Raw genomic sequence first — 15,191 nt, forward strand, 5'->3', positions numbered from 1 at the left:
TCTCCCGTCTTATTCTGTTTCCCAGATCATCGCCACGCCGAGTCCGCCCGCCGCACAGGCGGTGGTCATTGCAAAACCGCCGCCCCGCCGCCGCAGCTCCCGCAGTGTCTGTGTCACCATCCGGGCACCGGTAGCCGCAAAAGGATGCCCGTAAGCAATTGACCCGCCGAGCACATTAAACCGCGCCGGATCCACCTCACCAATTGCCGATGTCCGGTTGAGTTTTTCACGGGCAAAATCCCCGCTGGCAAAACAGTGCAGATTAGTCAGAACCTGGGCTGCAAAAGCTTCATGCATATCAATCAGTGTCAGGTCAGACAATGTCAGACCAGCGCGATCAAGTGCCAGCGGTGCGGCATACGACGGCCCCAGCAGCATATCCTCCAGCACCGCGTTACCCGTAAATGCATAACTGCGCAGAAAACCCAGCGGTGTCAGCCCGAGTTCACAGGCGCGGGTTTCGGTCATCATCAGAACAGCTGCCGCGCCGTCTGTCAGTGGCGTGCTGTTTGCCGCTGTCACTGTGCCGTGACGTTTATCAAATGCCGGTTTCAGTTGTGCATAGCTGCCGGGCAGAGAGTTTTTCCGCAGCGTATTGTCTTCTTCACATACCTGACTGAACGGCGGAAAACGGGCTGTCATCACCTCATCGCGCAGAACACCGGATGTCCACGCCTGTGTGGCGGCCTGATGTGACTGATGGGCAAACGCATCCTGTGCCTGACGGCTGATATGGTAACGTTTTGCCATCTGTTCGGCGGTATCGCCCATGCGCAGACCAGTGGAATATTCCGCCACCGCAGGGGCAACAGGCAGGAGGTCGCGCGGCCGCAATGCGGCCAGCAATCGGAGTTTCTGCGATAATTTCCGGGCTTTACTGAGATCCGGCAATACTCCGGCCAGTTTGCGCGACACGCCAATCGGGAGCACAGAAGCGGAATCAGCCCCGCCTGCGACAGCTATCTGATTCTGTCCGCACTGTATCGCCTGCGCCGCATTGGCGATGGCCTGAAAACTGGTGGCACAGGCACGGGTCACAGAATACGCATCGGTGGTTACCGGCAACCCGGTACTGAGCACAATTTCACGGGCAATATTGGGCGCGGCAGGCATTTGGATCACCTGGCCGAAAACGACAAGGTCAACCAATTCTGCCGGAAATGACTGGCGAAAAAGAAGTTCCTGCACCACTGCCCGGCCAAGTTCAACCGCCGGGATATCACGGTATACCGTGGACTGCCGTGCAAACGGTGTCCGTAATCCGTCAACAACTGCAATGCGTTCTGCCTGTGCCTGCTTCATTCGTTCATCCTTACATGATGAGAGGTTATCACGAACTGCCGGTGGTCTGACCTGCTGATATTGTTAACATCGTGTTGCATTCACGCAATGCGGATAGCTGAGAAATGCGAGGTGGCTCAGGGAAATAAACTTTTTATAACAAAAAATCGATAAAAAAAGGCCCCCGTATTCACCGGAGGCCTGAATCAGTTTGCGTATTGTTCTGATGAATTAACGCAGACCCAGTTCAAAGATCAGTGTTTCAGCCTGGCAGCTGAAAGTGAAATCCGCTTTCAGCAGAACGCCGTCAGCCGTTTCTTTATATTCGCTGTGGATTTTGCATGGTTCAGATGCTGCTGCATTTGCTTTGGCAGTCAGTGCTGCCATCATCTGCTCAGCGTCTGCTTTAGATGCAAATACGCGCTCGAAAGAAGAGGTGCAGCTTTCGTTATCAATAATAGTGCCTACATCCACACAGCAGCATGCTGCGGTTTCTTCTGCGCTGCACAGTTTTTTTTCGTCAGCCATTTCAGTCTCCCGTTAGTTAAAAATAGCCTGCAGTCTTAGTACTGAATCATACCATTTATCAAAGTAAACCATAAAAATTCAATCTATTGTTTGATCTACTCGGGCTAAAGCCACTTTTTGCTCTCAAAAACCACGTTATTGTTAAATTTTTGTAATCTAAATCGCATTTTTGCATCTCAATCCGCTTATTTTCATACAAAAAAATAACATTTCAGCACGCTGATTCTATACTCTGTCAACTGGTCTGATTTGTCATATCAACAAGCAAACATACAATCCAGCGCTACTTCTAACTACCAAAGTAGTACATAAACAAAATAAACAAGAGGGTTTTGGTCATGAACCAGAAAAACCTGTTCACTCGTTCAGCACTGGCAGTGGCAGTTTCATTAACAGCAACTCAGGCTTTTGCGGCGGGTTTTCAATTAAATGAGTATTCCACGTCTGCACTCGGACGTGCGTTTTCAGGGGAAGGTGCCGTGGCAGATGATGCCAGCGTCGGCAGCCGCAACCCGGCAGCAATGACATTATTTGATCGCCCGTCCATGTCCGCCGGTGCGATCCTGATCAACCCGTCAGTGGATATCAGCGGTAAGTCCCCGCTGACCGGTAACAGCACTGACGCCAAAGATATCGCGCCAAGCGCGGTTGTCCCGAACCTGCATTTTATTATGCCGATTAATGAAAAATGGTCAGTCGGCGCATCAACCACCACAAACTTCGGCCTGGCAACAGAGTTTAAAGATAACTACTCTGCCGGTGCTATCGGTGGCAAAACCGATCTCGTGACTGCCAACTTTAACGTAGCGGGTGCTTACCGTCTGAATGACAATTTCAGTTTTGGTCTGGGGCTGAATGCGGTTTACGCTGATGCGGAAATCTCGCGTCATACCGGTGAGCTGGGCCAGGTTGCAGCCGGGTTGACCAAAAATCCTGCATTAGCAAAAATTCCTGCAAACTCTAACCTTGCCAAGCTGAAAGGTGACGGCTGGGGTTACGGCTGGAATGCAGGGATGTTATATGAGCTGGATAAAGATAACCGTTTCAGTCTGACATATCGCTCTAAAGTCACTGTGAAATTTAAAGACGGTGATTTCACTCAAAACATTCCGGGTCTTCTTGACCATTCCACCAAGGGTAAACTGGATCTGAATTTACCGGATATCTGGGAATTCTCTGCTTATCACCGTGTTGCACCAAAATGGGCGGTTCATTATACCTTTGCTTACACCGGCTGGGATTCATTCCAGGAGCTGAAAGCAACAGATAAAGGCAACGGCAACGTCCTGTTTGAAAAGCATGAAGGTTTCAAAAATGCATACCGCGTGGCATTAGGTACCACCTATTATCATGACGATAACTGGACCTTCCGCGGTGGTGTTGCCTTTGATGACAGTCCGGTTCCGGCGAACAACCGTTCCATCTCTATTCCGGACCAGGATCGTATCTGGTTCAGCCTGGGCTCAACCTACGCCTTCAACAAAGATGCATCTGTTGATGTTGGTGTTGCCTATATGCACGGGCGTAAAGTGAATATCTCTGAGCCGCTGATGAGTAAAGATCAGCTTGCTGCTATCGGTGGCAAATTGGGTAATCCGAACCTGCAAATGCCAAACTACGAATTCAGCTCCTCCGGTAAAGCCTGGTTATACGGCGTTAACTTTAACTACAGCTTCTGATTTTCCGGTCTGAATGCATAAAAAAAGTTCTGGTCACTGACCAGAACTTTTTTATTTGTCTGCCACCAGCACATTATTCGCTGTCGATAGAATCCAGCTCATCAGCAATCGCTGCCGCATTCGGGTTTTCCTGCACTTTCAGTGCCCCGCCGGAGGCCAGGAAGTCATTGCGCTGGAAATAAGCTTCACGCATCATCAGATACGGATCGCTGGAGTTATGCAGCACCCCTTCCGCATCCAGTGCCTGAGCACGGTTATCGATCCCTTCGATAGCCCATTTACCGACACCCATCCAGATAGTCAGGTAACTCAGCATCGGATACGTGGTATCCAGCCAGTCGCCGCCATCCACACGCGGTGTTGCGCCGCCATAACCCGGAATAACCACATACGGACCATAACCCATACCATAATAACCCAGGGTATTACCAAACCGTGCCGGTTCCGTTTTCGCCAGTTCAGGGTTCGCCATAGACGCGACATCAATCAGGCCGCCCAGGCCAAAGACTGTGTTGAGGAAGAAGCGGTTAAAGTGCTTAAATCCCTGGTAAAAATCCCCGCGCAGAAAATTGTTTACCATACTGGCTGGTTCTTCGAGGTTACCGAGGAAGTTGATGGTGCCGTTACGCGCCGGTGTCGGCACATAATCCCGCCAGGCAACCGCCACCGGTCTGAGCACATAAGGATCCAGCACGTTATAGTTAAAATTGAACATTGAGCGGTTAAATCCTTCGAGCGGATCACTGCGCGTTCCCGGTGTCTGATCCGAACTTGCGCACCCGCCAATCAGCAGCACCGCAGCAAGTGTCAGGCCACTTACCTGATACTTCATATGTTTCTCCATGCCAAAACGTGAACAAATTTTACAGTTTCACGTATCTATAATAGGTCAATATTACCCGGATTTTGTATATTTGTGTATGTAAATCATGCCGAAATTACCGGGTTACCCCGGCAGCACAGAGTGGTATCCTGCTCTTCAGGTCAGTCTTTGTCAGCAATACAGGAGCCATCATGAATAAAAAAGTCGGATTTATTGGTTGCGGAAATATGGGAAAAGCCATCCTTAACGGCCTGATTTCAGGAAAAATTATTTCCCCTGATACTGTTTTTGTACTTAACCACAGCCCGGCCAGTACCAACCGCGTGGCGCAGGAATTCGGTGTTCACGGTGAGGCACAAGCGCAGCGGGTGGCGGAACAATCCGATATTATTTTTATAGGTGTAAAGCCTTACGCCGTTCCCGGTGTATTACGTGATATTTCCCCTTGCCTGAAAGCGGATACCCTGATTGTTTCAATGGCCGCCGGTGTGACTCTGGAAGCTCTGGAAGCCGCCCTGCCGCCATCCGCCAAAGTGGTCCGTCTGATGCCGAACACCCCCGCGCTGGTCAATGCCGGGATGACATCCGTTACCGTTAATGCTTATCTGACGGATGAAGAAACTGAGCTGGTAATGTCACTGTGCCGCAGTTTCGGACGTGCCGAATTAGTACCGGAATCGCTGATTGATGCCGTAATCGGTGTCAGCGGGTCTGCTCCTGCGTATGTTTTTATGTTTATTGAAGCAATGGCAGATGCGGCTGTGGCTGGCGGTATGCCTCGAAAACAAGCCTATGAATTTGCAGCACAAACCGTAATGGGTGCGGCAAAAATGGTTCTCGAAACCGGCAAACATCCGGGTGAACTGAAAGATATGGTCTGCTCGCCGGGCGGCACCACGATTGAAGCAGTCATCAAACTGGAAGAAATGGGTTTACGTCAGGCGGTGATAGCCGGTGTCCGCAGTGCGACAGAAAAATCACAGGAAATGAGCCGTAAATAATCACCTGATACCGGAACCGGCAACAATCGCGCCGGTCCCGGTCTGTTCAGTTGCTCACTGCCCTGTCAGTTACCTTTGGCCTGTGATAAATATTTCTGCATCTCATCTTCCGGAACCATCCCGCCGCCGGTTGCCCAAACCAGATGTATGGCATTCGCCATCCGTTCCGGTGTCAGCGATTCAGCCTGTAAATACGCCTGATTCCGGGTCACATGCACACAACCGGGCATGCCCGCTAAAGCGGAAGGTTCCAGCCGGATAGCTTCTGTCTGATCAAGCAATCCCAGCAGGTTATACATTTCCGCATCATCAATAGTGTAATAACCGTCGATCAGCCGCTCCATTGCCCGGCCGACAAATCCGGATGCCCTGCCGACCGCGAGACCATCGGCCGCAGTAATATTGTCAATACCGATTTCCTGAACAGAGATAGCATCATGAAGACCGGTATGCACCCCGAGCAACATACAGGGTGAATGCGTCGGTTCCGCAAAGAAACAATGTACCGCGTCACCAAATGTCAGTTTTAATCCGAATGCAACACCGCCGGGGCCACCGCCGACACCGCACGGTAAATACACAAACAGCGGATGCTGCTCATCAACGGTAATACCCTTTTCAGCAAATTGTTTTTTCAGCCGCAGACCCGCCACCGCATAACCTAAAAAGAGTGTGGAGGAGTTCTCATCATCAATAAAGAAGCAGGACGGATCTTTTTCGGCTTCCTTACGCCCCTGCTCCACCGCGATACTGTAATCCTGTTCATATTCAACAACATTAACACCATGAGAACGTAATTTGTCTTTTTTCCATTGTCTGGCATCCGCAGACATGTGCACACTGACACTGAAACCCAGTTTCGCGCTCATAATGCCGATGGACATCCCTAAGTTACCGGTTGATCCGACAGCAATACGATACTGACTGAAAAACTGCCTGAATTCATCAGAGAATAACACCGCATAATCATCACCGGTTGACAGCAATCCTGCCTCCAGCGCCAGTTTTTCCGCATGAGTCAGCACTTCATAGATCCCGCCGCGCGCTTTTATCGAACCGGAGATCGGCAAATGACTGTCTTTCTTGAGATACATTTTCCCTGTCAGCGGCGTCTGATAACGTGCCGCAAGAGCCGCCTGCATCTGCGGAATCGCTACCGTGTCAGATTCAATGATCCCCTGCATGACCTGTGTTTCAGGAAAAGCTTTCATCAGATACGGGGCAAAGCGGCTTAAGCGTGCTTGTGCATCCTTCACATCCTCTAGTGTCAGTCCCACATACGGTAAACCCGCTTCCGTGGTGGTTACGACGGGGTTGAACCATGCCACCTGTTTTAAATCAATCAGTTCCTGAACCAATGGATAGTCAGCAATTAACTTTTCAATATTAATCTGAGTCATCATTACTCTCTTTTAAATCACATAGGAAAGTGCAAAGGTGCCGGCCAGCGCGACAACGGACGCAATCAGCGTGGCGACACTGTAATAACGGAATGTTTCCGCCAGCGTGGCATTACAATATTGTTTCACCAGCCAGAATAAGGAATCAGTCACAATGGTGCAGCCGATTGCCCCGGAGCCGATAGCCAGCGTCATAATTTCAGGACTGATATGCGGATACAGCGGCATCAGAGGAGCCACGATTGCGGTCGCGCCCATCATGGCGACAGTTGCTGATCCGACTGCGGCATGAAGAATGATAGCCACCAGCCAGGCAAGTAAAATCGGATGTATATCGATACCGGACAGCACCAGCGCCAGAGAATCACTCAGCCCGCTGCCTTTCAGGATGCCGTTAAATGCACCTCCTGCCCCGATAATCAATAAGATATTCGCAATCGAACTAAAGCTTTCTTCCGTTTTGCTGAGCAGGACGCTCATTCCCATATGACGGCGGATACCCAATACGTAATAAGCGGCAAACGCGGCGATAAACATGGCGGTTATCGGATTACCGATAAACTGTAAAAAGGTGAATAACGGGCTATCTTTGCTCATGTTTAAATCAGCGGTTGTTTTTATCAGCATGAGCACAATCGGCAGCAGAACCGTAAATAACGCCGCGCCTAATGAAGGTAAGTCTTTTTCTTCACGCACTTTCAGGTCAGCAAACGCGGCCGGTACAACTTTGAACGGTAAACGATCCCCCAAAAATTTCAGGAACAGCGGTCCGCCAATCAGTGATGCAACCAGTCCCACCGCTAATCCGGCCACAATCACCGTTCCGATATCCGCGCCGAGTTCATTGGTGACAAATAACGCAGCAGGGTGCGGCGGAATAATGCAGTGTACGGCCATCAGCGCCGTACATAACGGAATTGCCAGTTTTAATAATGAGGTATTTGTTTTTTTGGCAATCGAAAACGCCAGAGGGATCAGTAATACAACCCCGACTTCGACAAACAGTGTGATACCACAAATAAGGCCGATCAATATCATGGTGACATCGGGACTTAACCAGCGGCATTTTTCCAGCGTGATCCCGATTCGCTCAGCAGCGCCGGATATTTCCATCATCTTTCCGAGTATGGTCCCCAGTCCGATAATGGCCGCCAAAAATCCGAGTGTCCCGCCAATCCCGTTTTCGATGGCGCTGACCATATCCTGCGGTTCCATATTCATGGCGATCCCGACAAAAAAGCTGGTGAGCAGCAATGCTAAAAACGGGTGAAACTTAAATTTAATAATTGAAATAATGATCAGCAAGATACTGAAAACCAGCGTGCCGATCATCCACATTACAGAGTCCATATCCTACCCCTGGTTATATTGTTGTTGTGCATTCATTGGATAATAAATATTCAGGGGTGACAAACGATGAAACCGGGGCTTTGGATTAGCCTGGTTAACTCAAATGCGTGATATCCATCAAAATCAGCACTTTTTTCGTGAATTGCATCATGTAAATTCACCTTAAACGCGGTATTCTTTATGAAAAAAACATCCTGCTTAATAAAAAGAGGCGGCTATGACATCGGATATAAACCGGTATGAACCATCGGGCTCCCTGCGGCGTAACAAGCGGGTATCGGGTCATCAGCTGTCACGTCTGCATACTTTCGAAGCGGCGGCACGGCACAGCTCATTTGCACTGGCAGCACAGGAACTGGCGCTGACCCCCGGTGCGGTCAGTCACCGCATCAATATGCTTGAAAGCGAACTGGGTTTCCGGTTATTTGAGCGTTTTCACCGGCGGGTTGAACTCACATCAGACGGTGAACGCATCTACTGGGCATTACGGAAAAACCTGGATGACATTAACCAGGAAATCATTGATATCAAAAATCAGGAAATTTCCGGCGAGTTAACCGTCTATTCCCGCCCGTCACTGGCGCAATGCTGGCTGATTCCGGGGATCGCGGATTTTACGGATCAATACCCTGCTATTCAGCTGAATCTGTTAACCGGTAATGATGATGTCAATTTTCGCGGCTATGGCATTGATATCGCAATTTATTACGATGATATATCAAGACCTAATCTCTATTGCGAGGATTTGATGTCAGAATCAATCGTGCCGGTTTGCAGCCCGGAATATGCGAAACGTTATGAGCTGCATAACAATATTCATCAGCTCAGGAACTGCATGTTATTGCATGACCGCCAGGCATGGAGCAGTAACTCAGATTACGACGAATGGAAAGCCTGGAGTGAACACTATCAGCCTGATTTGTTCCCTCACCGGCGCAATCTGTGTTTTGATCGTTCAGATTTGGCGATTGTGGCCGCGATGAATCATGCCGGTGTCGCGATGGGACGTAAACAACTGGTGGAAAAACGTATTCAGAGCCGGATGCTGGTGATGCCCTTCGGCGATATTTCACTGACATGCAGTCAGCGATATTACTTTGCTATGCTCGGAGACAGGCGTAATCCGAAAGCAGATATCTTTATTTCGTGGCTAAAACAAAAGGTTACGAAGACATTACCATAAATACAGCCGGCCCCCCGGGATCCCGCAGGTAATGCACTCAATCTGTACATCCGGGACCGGCGCACCACATAAAAAACGCACCGGCAACCGGAAACGGAGAAAAAACAAAGCGGAAATAAAGACTTGATAGAATGCGGGGTTGAGCGTTAACATATGACCCGCCGCAAAACCGGCCATACCATCAGACATCATGTCCTCTTAGTTAAATGGATATAACAAGCCCCTCCTAAGGGCTAATTGCAGGTTCGATTCCTGCAGGGGACACCAAAATACCGCTCGTCTGTCCGTATCCACAATATGAACACCAGACTTACCTGATTCGGAAAAAATGTCCGTGATCCCGGCAGTTATAATCTATCTTCCGGATAAAAAAGCCCCGTTAATTAGCGAAGCTTTTTGGATAAAAGACTTAAAAACTGTTGCATATCACGGCGAATTAGTTCCTACCCCCGTACATGTCGGTGTTGTTGGTGTATCCGGCGGTGTACATGTCTGAGTGACCGGCGGACACGTAGGTTTCGGCGTTACCGGCGGACACGTCAGTTCCGGTTTTTCCGGCTCTTTACATTCACACCCGCATTTACAGCAGTTGTTAACAACAATGCTGATAACCGTCTGCCCACCCTCACAGCACATTTCCTTTGTTACTTTCCGCTCCGGAAGCCCGCATCTGCTCAAACTCCCGTATTGCCCGTTTATCGTGATTACAGTCCGCGATTGTTTTCATCGCATCCGTCAGCAGCAGGATCGCGCCGCCGTAAGTCAGTTCATCCGGGATAACCGGCAGCAGGCAGTCAGCGAGAAGATGAGCCGGAACCGGCACCACCGGCGCGGGCACGAATGTCTCTTTCGTATTGCTGCAACCTGCCGGTAACACTGCCAGGCACAGAAGTGGCAGCACATTCATCCTCTTTAAGTACTGTTTTGATAATTGTCTTAACATTGATATGCTCCGCCTCCTCCGTCTGCTTTGCCCTGATATTACTGAGCACGATATGATGTCCGGCCATAAAAGCCACCCGGGTCAGATTATTGACAGCCAACTGCTGGTCATACTTATCTTTCAGTATCAGGTAATTACCTTTTTCACCGCTGTACAGATGCAGTGTCAGCAGCAGGCCGGTCAGTATTACAATGCAGAGACCGGCCAGTATTTTTGTCAGTATATTCATGGGGTTTCACACTGATAGTGAATAACAGCCGCCTGCGGATGTCCCGGCAATATCACCGTTGTTCAGTTTTCGCAGCATCGAAGAGCAGGAAAACGCCCCCGGGCCGACGTTGTAAACAAAGGAATAGATGGCAGCCCGGGTGGTGTCATCCACAGGAACCGTGATCATCGGATCAACCGCGCGGCGGATTTTATCCAGGTCACGGTAAAGCAGCGCCCGGCATTCATCCGCCGTATAAATCTTTCCGGCCTGAATATCACTGCCGGTATGCCCGTAACAGACAGTCAGCTCCCCGGCCACATCGCGGTAGGGCCGGTATTCCACGCCTTCATAGGCCGGAATCAGCACCAGAGCGGCAGAAATTGCGCCGCCTGCTGCTGCAATGACTTTTTTGCTCAGATTATTCTTCATGATGATCTCCGGCTTTTATCTGAAACTCTTTCCGTCGGTAATACCAATTGATAAAAAATGTACCGATGGTGCAGACAATCCCGATAAGGACTGCCCACTGATCCGGCGATAACACACCCAAAACGGAAGTGATAAGCCCCCAGGTATATGCTGCGGGCCCGGAATATTTATCTGACATGCTCATATACACTCCCTTGCAGAGGGTTCCGTAAATATTATTGAAAGGTAAACTCAGATAATGTCTGAAATATAAAAATTAATGTAAAACCGTTTCCGGATCTTTATTTCTTACTGCCTTTAATCGTGAATCAATATCGGTAATCGCAGAACGTCCGAACTCCGGAGAAATAAAGGCTTTATTGACCACCCGTCCGCAGAATTTAATCCGTTTCATTCCCTTTGACGGACATTTCATTATCGGGTTGGGTTCAGGTTCCCCTCTGATTTCACGGACATAGCGGTACAAACGCGTGACAGCATCCGGTGCCACAGCATATTGCGGAATATAATGCCGCCCCTGCTTAACCATCCCTGTTTTTATCAGACTGCCGATTTTATGCAGAATAGTAGTATATGTGCGGATAAAGATTTCAGATGTCTCCGTATATCGCGCAGCATCACAGTTGGTAAAGCAATCATAATCCCGGCAGGCCCGGATAATATTGACGTATATTTTAAATTTTTCCTCAGTCATAATATATCCTCTGAAGTCTCATCCTGTAAATTACCGGCTGCGCGGCGTATTAAACGAAGCAGAGCCGGATGTCATTAAATAAAAATAATGTGCAGGGCAAATTTAAATAAAATTACTTAAAAGAAATAGTGCCGGAGAATACCGGCGGCCATCCCGCTTACGGGATGCTTTTTTGATGGCGATGCATTCAGCATCGCCGGAGCCTGTTCACACACGGAGTGGTTCAAACTGCTGGTGCGCATTTTTCAGCGCAGTCTGTTAAAGAGCGGGACAACATCATCTGCTGACAGATAAATAATACCATAACTATTAAACGTGTCAATATCTTTAGTATTGACAAAGATTCTGGTTTTGGTATTAATATTGTATGAATGAAAAACGACAACTGACGACAGAACAGCTGGCAGACTGCCGAAGACTGAAAGCTTTGTATGAGTCAAAGAAAAAAGAGCTGGGTATCACCCAGCAGAGCATTGCTGACATACTGAATATCAGCCAGGGCGCCGTCGGTCACTATCTTAACGGCCGTAATGCATTGAATTTGCAGACAGCAAGTGTGTTCGCCACGCAACTCAATGTCCCTATTTCTGATTTCAGTCCGTCTCTTGCCGCAGAGGCACAGGCACTGAGTGCCGCTATTGACAGCAACATTTCCGGTCTTCGCCCTTATAAACCCTCCCCGAGATACCCGTTAATCAGTTGGGTACAGGCGGGTGCCTGGAATGAGGCGAATGAAGCTTACGGGCTGGATCAAATCGACGAATGGTATGAATCGGAAACCCATGTTCAGGGGGCCGCATTCTGGCTGAGAGTCGAAGGCGAATCCATGACCGCACCAACCGGCAAGAGTGTGCCTGACGGCTCTTTGATCCTGATCGACACCGGCAAAGATTCCGAAAACGGTAGCCTGGTCGTCGCAAAGCTGACGGACTCCAACGAAGCAACGTTCAAAAAACTAGTGATCGATGGCGGCAACTGGTATCTGAAAGGACTTAACCCGACGTGGCCGGCCATGAAAGTTAACGGTGACTGTAAAATTATCGGTGTTGCTGTTCAGATGATGATGAAGCTGTAATCATCTCCTGCCGCCCTCCTGCCGGAGGGCATTTTACCATTCACAAATAATACTTATAGTATTTATTTTCCGGAGAAAATAATACCCGATAATAATACCATTAGTATTTTCATGCTGATGATTCAGAAATAAAGGGAGGTAAAAATGAGTTGCCGCGGATATCAGTGTGCCAGAGCCCGCCGGGCTGCACGCAGACAACAACTACAGGCGGAATACCGGCTTAATGCAGCACTGAAAGCTGCCATCAACGGAGAATGCAATGAAAAACCGCCGGTCTTATCTCTGAACAGGCGTCCGATGGACAGAGTCACAAAAGCACTCTCTGTCCGCCGTACTTATGCTGTAAATTCGCCCGTCATTGACAACATTATCCGACCGAATGCAATTTGACGTGTGATCCGAGGTATTCCCGCTTACGCTGGTTATCAGCCGCTTTGTAGCATTCAGGATACAGTGCCGCGATCTCGGCCATTAATTGTGCTGGTGTGTTAACTGATTCAATTTTTGATGCAAGTGCCAGTGCCATATCAAAAGCCACCCGCTCTACCGGATTATATTTTGGTGAAAAGATTTTATTTGGCATATTGTTGCTCCGTTTATCACTGATAAATAACAACATGCATTACTTATCATTATGCAGGCTTCCGGAATGAGTATATCGGAATATATTTGCCTGAACAGGTCAGTAACTGCGTATTTATCCAATACAACGGCCGTTTTCCGGTTTGCTATATTCTTTTTTTCTCATCATGATAACTTTCGGATATTAATGTGCAGTCTGTCACACTTTGTCATGGTTTGCTGACAAATCCCGATAATACATTAATCAAGCTTTAAAAAGCCGGACACTACTACACATCCGCTCCGGTATAGTAAGTTCATCCAAGTAGAGAGTACCCTGAAGAAATGTTGTGATTATGCCCGCGGATTGCGGGCTTTTTTTTATTTCTGTCAAGATGAAATTTTTGCATCACCCTTCCCGTTGACCTTTCTTTCATTTTACCGCTATTTACTGGTACATACTTTCAGTAAACAGAATGGTGAACATAATGAAAAAGCAATTCTCTCTGTTTTTTTCCGGTGCTGTTTTAGCACTGGGATTTTTACTGTCAGGCTGTGATAAGGGCACAACTGACATGACAAAAATTAAAGTCGGTGTGATTAATGGCGCCGAGCAGGATGTGGCTGAGGTTGCCAAAAAAGTGGCCAAAGAAAAATACGGACTGGATGTCGAACTGGTCGGTTTCAGCGGTTCATTGTTACCGAATGACCCGACGGCCAATGGTGATCTTGATGCCAACGTCTTCCAGCATCGTCCGTTCCTGGCCCAGGATAATAACGCCAGAGGTTATAACCTGGTCGCCGTGGCAAATACCTTTGTCTTTCCGATGGCCGGTTATTCCGATAAAATTAAAAATATCAGTGAATTAAAAACCGGTGATACCATTGCCATGCCGAATGACCCGACAAACCTGGGTCGCGCATTATTATTAATGGAAAAAGAGAAACTGATTAAATTAAAATCCGGCACCGGTTTATTACCGACCGCGCTGGATATTACTGAAAATCCGCTGAAACTGAATATCATGGAGCTGGAAGGCGCTCAGTTGCCCCGTGTGATTAAAGATCCGAAAGTCACAGTAGCCATTATCAGTACCACCTATATTCAGCAGACCGGTTTATCACCGGTAAAAGACAGTGTGTTTATCGAAGATAAAGAATCACCGTACGTCAATATTATTGTAACCCGTGAAGATAATAAAGACGCGGAGAATGTACAAAAATTTATTAAAGCTTATCAGTCACCGGAAGTTGCCAAAGCCGCGGAAACGCTGTTTAACGGCGGCGCCGTTCCCGGCTGGTAATCACGACAATACAGTGCCGGATACTCTCCGGCACTGTCATTCACGCCTCATCCAGTCCCAGAGCCCGGCAGGAAAGCAGTACAATCTGCCCGGTGATTTCAGCCAGTTCATCCTCACTGACAGATTCCGTTTCACTGCGGCACAAATACGCCTTTCGTGCCACCACAAACCCCAGAATCTGCCCTATCAGGGCGTGTGCCCTGATAATGGTTGTTTTTGTATCCGCCTGCGGATCTGCGAGCTGTGCCAGCAGAGAGAGCCGCTTATGAAAAGGTTCAATAAATGACTGATAAATGACATCATAATTTTCAGTCTGCTCCAGCTGTTCCCGCAGGATCAGCGTGCCATACAGCGCACGTTCCGGCGATAACAATGCCTTGCACAGCCCGGTGACCATACTGATCAGTACCGTTTTCAGTGCCGTTTTGCCCGGCTGCGCCTGTTCCGTCAGTGCCTCTGTGGCAGCATCGATCCTGCTGACATCCGTCACCGCGGCCAGGTCATCGGTAATTTTCCGGATCACTGCCGCATACACGCCCGACTTACCGCCCAGATGATACGGAATGGCTGACTGATTCACACCCGCCTCCTCCGCCAGCTGCCGGGTCCGGACACCGCTGACACCGCTGAGGGCAAACAGGCGGATCCCCGCCTGTATCAGTTTCTCTCTGGTCTGCTCTGAGGAGAGCGTATGTTTATTCATCTTTTCCGTCATCTGCAGGATTCACC

The 15,191-nt window shown here is 48.8% G+C and carries 18 protein-coding genes and 1 tRNA gene; 7 read left to right on the top strand and 12 right to left on the bottom strand.

What is annotated here, in order from left to right; all coding sequences use genetic code 11:
• Window positions 1-9: 9 nt before the first annotated feature.
• On the bottom strand, window positions 10-1,302 hold the full coding sequence (gene fadI, locus ACSBQN_RS08185) for an acetyl-CoA C-acyltransferase FadI (protein WP_024473375.1): 1,293 nt from the start codon (window positions 1,300-1,302) through the stop codon (window positions 10-12).
• Between the two features lie 210 nt (window positions 1,303-1,512).
• Entirely contained in the window at window positions 1,513-1,809 is a 297-nt protein-coding gene (locus tag ACSBQN_RS08190; RefSeq protein WP_004235078.1) for a YfcZ/YiiS family protein, read from the bottom strand.
• 338 nt (window positions 1,810-2,147) lie between these two features.
• Between ACSBQN_RS08190 and fadL the strand changes: the two genes are divergently transcribed.
• On the top strand, window positions 2,148-3,488 hold the full coding sequence (gene fadL, locus ACSBQN_RS08195; protein ID WP_024473376.1) for a long-chain fatty acid transporter FadL: 1,341 nt from the start codon (window positions 2,148-2,150) through the stop codon (window positions 3,486-3,488).
• A gap of 73 nt (window positions 3,489-3,561) precedes the next feature.
• Here the strand turns inward: fadL and mlaA are convergent, their stop codons facing one another.
• The gene (mlaA, locus tag ACSBQN_RS08200; RefSeq protein WP_004239833.1) at window positions 3,562-4,320 is read right to left on the bottom strand and encodes a phospholipid-binding lipoprotein MlaA; all 759 of its coding nucleotides are present in this window, start codon (window positions 4,318-4,320) and stop codon (window positions 3,562-3,564) included.
• Between the two features lie 182 nt (window positions 4,321-4,502).
• On the opposite strand from mlaA, the gene proC reads away from it, so the two are divergent.
• Complete coding sequence (proC, locus tag ACSBQN_RS08205) at window positions 4,503-5,312, top strand: pyrroline-5-carboxylate reductase (protein ID WP_205501226.1); 810 nt, start codon at window positions 4,503-4,505, stop codon at window positions 5,310-5,312.
• Window positions 5,313-5,377: 65 nt separating this feature from the next.
• Here the strand turns inward: proC and ACSBQN_RS08210 are convergent, their stop codons facing one another.
• Both ACSBQN_RS08210 and dsdX read right to left on the bottom strand, forming a co-directional pair.
• The gene (locus ACSBQN_RS08210) at window positions 5,378-6,712 is read right to left on the bottom strand and encodes a D-serine ammonia-lyase (RefSeq protein ID WP_024473378.1); all 1,335 of its coding nucleotides are present in this window, start codon (window positions 6,710-6,712) and stop codon (window positions 5,378-5,380) included.
• 12 nt (window positions 6,713-6,724) lie between these two features.
• The gene (dsdX, locus tag ACSBQN_RS08215; RefSeq protein ID WP_024473379.1) at window positions 6,725-8,062 is read right to left on the bottom strand and encodes a D-serine transporter DsdX; all 1,338 of its coding nucleotides are present in this window, start codon (window positions 8,060-8,062) and stop codon (window positions 6,725-6,727) included.
• A gap of 217 nt (window positions 8,063-8,279) precedes the next feature.
• Between dsdX and dsdC the strand changes: the two genes are divergently transcribed.
• Window positions 8,280-9,245: a DNA-binding transcriptional regulator DsdC gene (gene dsdC, locus ACSBQN_RS08220; protein ID WP_024473380.1), complete on the top strand. Its 966-nt coding sequence runs from the start codon at window positions 8,280-8,282 to the stop codon at window positions 9,243-9,245.
• A 192-nt stretch (window positions 9,246-9,437) separates the two neighbouring features.
• Window positions 9,438-9,512: transfer RNA gene (locus ACSBQN_RS08225), tRNA-Arg, on the top strand.
• Between the two features lie 358 nt (window positions 9,513-9,870).
• Here the strand turns inward: ACSBQN_RS08225 and lysC are convergent.
• From lysC to ACSBQN_RS08250, 5 genes are all read right to left on the bottom strand, one after another.
• Entirely contained in the window at window positions 9,871-10,083 is a 213-nt protein-coding gene (gene lysC / locus ACSBQN_RS08230) for an Rz1-like lysis system protein LysC (RefSeq protein WP_141650255.1), read from the bottom strand.
• Complete coding sequence (locus tag ACSBQN_RS08235; RefSeq protein WP_036405935.1) at window positions 10,040-10,417, bottom strand: hypothetical protein; 378 nt, start codon at window positions 10,415-10,417, stop codon at window positions 10,040-10,042. The genes lysC and ACSBQN_RS08235 overlap by 44 nt, the downstream gene beginning before the upstream one ends.
• A 6-nt stretch (window positions 10,418-10,423) precedes the next feature.
• Window positions 10,424-10,828, bottom strand: coding sequence for a lysozyme (locus ACSBQN_RS08240; RefSeq protein ID WP_354633247.1), 405 nt, complete (start codon window positions 10,826-10,828; stop codon window positions 10,424-10,426).
• Complete coding sequence (locus ACSBQN_RS08245) at window positions 10,818-11,012, bottom strand: phage holin family protein (protein ID WP_024473386.1); 195 nt, start codon at window positions 11,010-11,012, stop codon at window positions 10,818-10,820. Before ACSBQN_RS08245 ends, ACSBQN_RS08240 begins: the two co-directional genes overlap by 11 nt.
• A 72-nt stretch (window positions 11,013-11,084) precedes the next feature.
• A complete protein-coding gene (locus tag ACSBQN_RS08250; protein WP_024473387.1) occupies window positions 11,085-11,522 on the bottom strand; it encodes a hypothetical protein in 438 nt (145 codons plus the stop codon).
• Between the two features lie 367 nt (window positions 11,523-11,889).
• Here ACSBQN_RS08250 and ACSBQN_RS08255 point away from each other — a divergent pair, with 367 nt between their 5' ends.
• Window positions 11,890-12,597 (top strand): LexA family protein, encoded by a 708-nt coding sequence (locus ACSBQN_RS08255; RefSeq protein ID WP_004235063.1) that lies wholly within the window; start codon window positions 11,890-11,892, stop codon window positions 12,595-12,597.
• A gap of 144 nt (window positions 12,598-12,741) precedes the next feature.
• Window positions 12,742-12,987 (top strand): hypothetical protein, encoded by a 246-nt coding sequence (locus ACSBQN_RS08260; protein WP_036405941.1) that lies wholly within the window; start codon window positions 12,742-12,744, stop codon window positions 12,985-12,987.
• On the opposite strand, the gene ACSBQN_RS08265 is transcribed toward ACSBQN_RS08260, so the two are convergent.
• On the bottom strand, window positions 12,965-13,216 hold the full coding sequence (locus tag ACSBQN_RS08265) for a hypothetical protein (RefSeq protein WP_036405943.1): 252 nt from the start codon (window positions 13,214-13,216) through the stop codon (window positions 12,965-12,967). The two genes, ACSBQN_RS08260 and ACSBQN_RS08265, sit on opposite strands and share 23 nt — an antisense overlap.
• 430 nt (window positions 13,217-13,646) lie before the next feature.
• On the opposite strand from ACSBQN_RS08265, the gene nlpA reads away from it, so the two are divergent.
• Window positions 13,647-14,462 carry a lipoprotein NlpA gene (nlpA, locus tag ACSBQN_RS08270; protein WP_024473388.1) on the top strand — a complete coding sequence of 272 codons (816 nt, stop codon included), beginning with the start codon at window positions 13,647-13,649 and terminating at the stop codon, window positions 14,460-14,462.
• Window positions 14,463-14,502: 40 nt separating this feature from the next.
• On the opposite strand, the gene ACSBQN_RS08275 is transcribed toward nlpA, so the two are convergent.
• The gene (locus ACSBQN_RS08275) at window positions 14,503-15,165 is read right to left on the bottom strand and encodes a CerR family C-terminal domain-containing protein (protein WP_227989321.1); all 663 of its coding nucleotides are present in this window, start codon (window positions 15,163-15,165) and stop codon (window positions 14,503-14,505) included.
• Window positions 15,166-15,191 lie beyond the last annotated feature (26 nt).

The sequence above is a fragment of the Morganella sp. B601 genome (assembly GCF_051172335.1).
GTDB classification, from domain to species: Bacteria; Pseudomonadota; Gammaproteobacteria; order Enterobacterales; family Enterobacteriaceae; genus Morganella; species Morganella morganii.

Coding starts and splice junctions, on each gene's coding strand:
- fadI (WP_024473375.1), bottom strand. CDS start 1,302: ATGAAGCAGGCACAGGCAGAACGCATTGCAGTTGTTGACGGATTACGG.
- ACSBQN_RS08190 (WP_004235078.1), bottom strand. CDS start 1,809: ATGGCTGACGAAAAAAAACTGTGCAGCGCAGAAGAAACCGCAGCATGC.
- fadL (WP_024473376.1), top strand. CDS start 2,148: ATGAACCAGAAAAACCTGTTCACTCGTTCAGCACTGGCAGTGGCAGTT.
- mlaA (WP_004239833.1), bottom strand. CDS start 4,320: ATGAAGTATCAGGTAAGTGGCCTGACACTTGCTGCGGTGCTGCTGATT.
- proC (WP_205501226.1), top strand. CDS start 4,503: ATGAATAAAAAAGTCGGATTTATTGGTTGCGGAAATATGGGAAAAGCC.
- ACSBQN_RS08210 (WP_024473378.1), bottom strand. CDS start 6,712: ATGACTCAGATTAATATTGAAAAGTTAATTGCTGACTATCCATTGGTT.
- dsdX (WP_024473379.1), bottom strand. CDS start 8,062: ATGGACTCTGTAATGTGGATGATCGGCACGCTGGTTTTCAGTATCTTG.
- dsdC (WP_024473380.1), top strand. CDS start 8,280: ATGACATCGGATATAAACCGGTATGAACCATCGGGCTCCCTGCGGCGT.
- ACSBQN_RS08235 (WP_036405935.1), bottom strand. CDS start 10,417: ATGAATATACTGACAAAAATACTGGCCGGTCTCTGCATTGTAATACTG.
- ACSBQN_RS08240 (WP_354633247.1), bottom strand. CDS start 10,828: ATGAAGAATAATCTGAGCAAAAAAGTCATTGCAGCAGCAGGCGGCGCA.
- ACSBQN_RS08245 (WP_024473386.1), bottom strand. CDS start 11,012: ATGAGCATGTCAGATAAATATTCCGGGCCCGCAGCATATACCTGGGGG.
- ACSBQN_RS08250 (WP_024473387.1), bottom strand. CDS start 11,522: ATGACTGAGGAAAAATTTAAAATATACGTCAATATTATCCGGGCCTGC.
- ACSBQN_RS08255 (WP_004235063.1), top strand. CDS start 11,890: ATGAATGAAAAACGACAACTGACGACAGAACAGCTGGCAGACTGCCGA.
- ACSBQN_RS08260 (WP_036405941.1), top strand. CDS start 12,742: ATGAGTTGCCGCGGATATCAGTGTGCCAGAGCCCGCCGGGCTGCACGC.
- ACSBQN_RS08265 (WP_036405943.1), bottom strand. CDS start 13,216: ATGTTGTTATTTATCAGTGATAAACGGAGCAACAATATGCCAAATAAA.
- nlpA (WP_024473388.1), top strand. CDS start 13,647: ATGAAAAAGCAATTCTCTCTGTTTTTTTCCGGTGCTGTTTTAGCACTG.
- ACSBQN_RS08275 (WP_227989321.1), bottom strand. CDS start 15,165: ATGAATAAACATACGCTCTCCTCAGAGCAGACCAGAGAGAAACTGATA.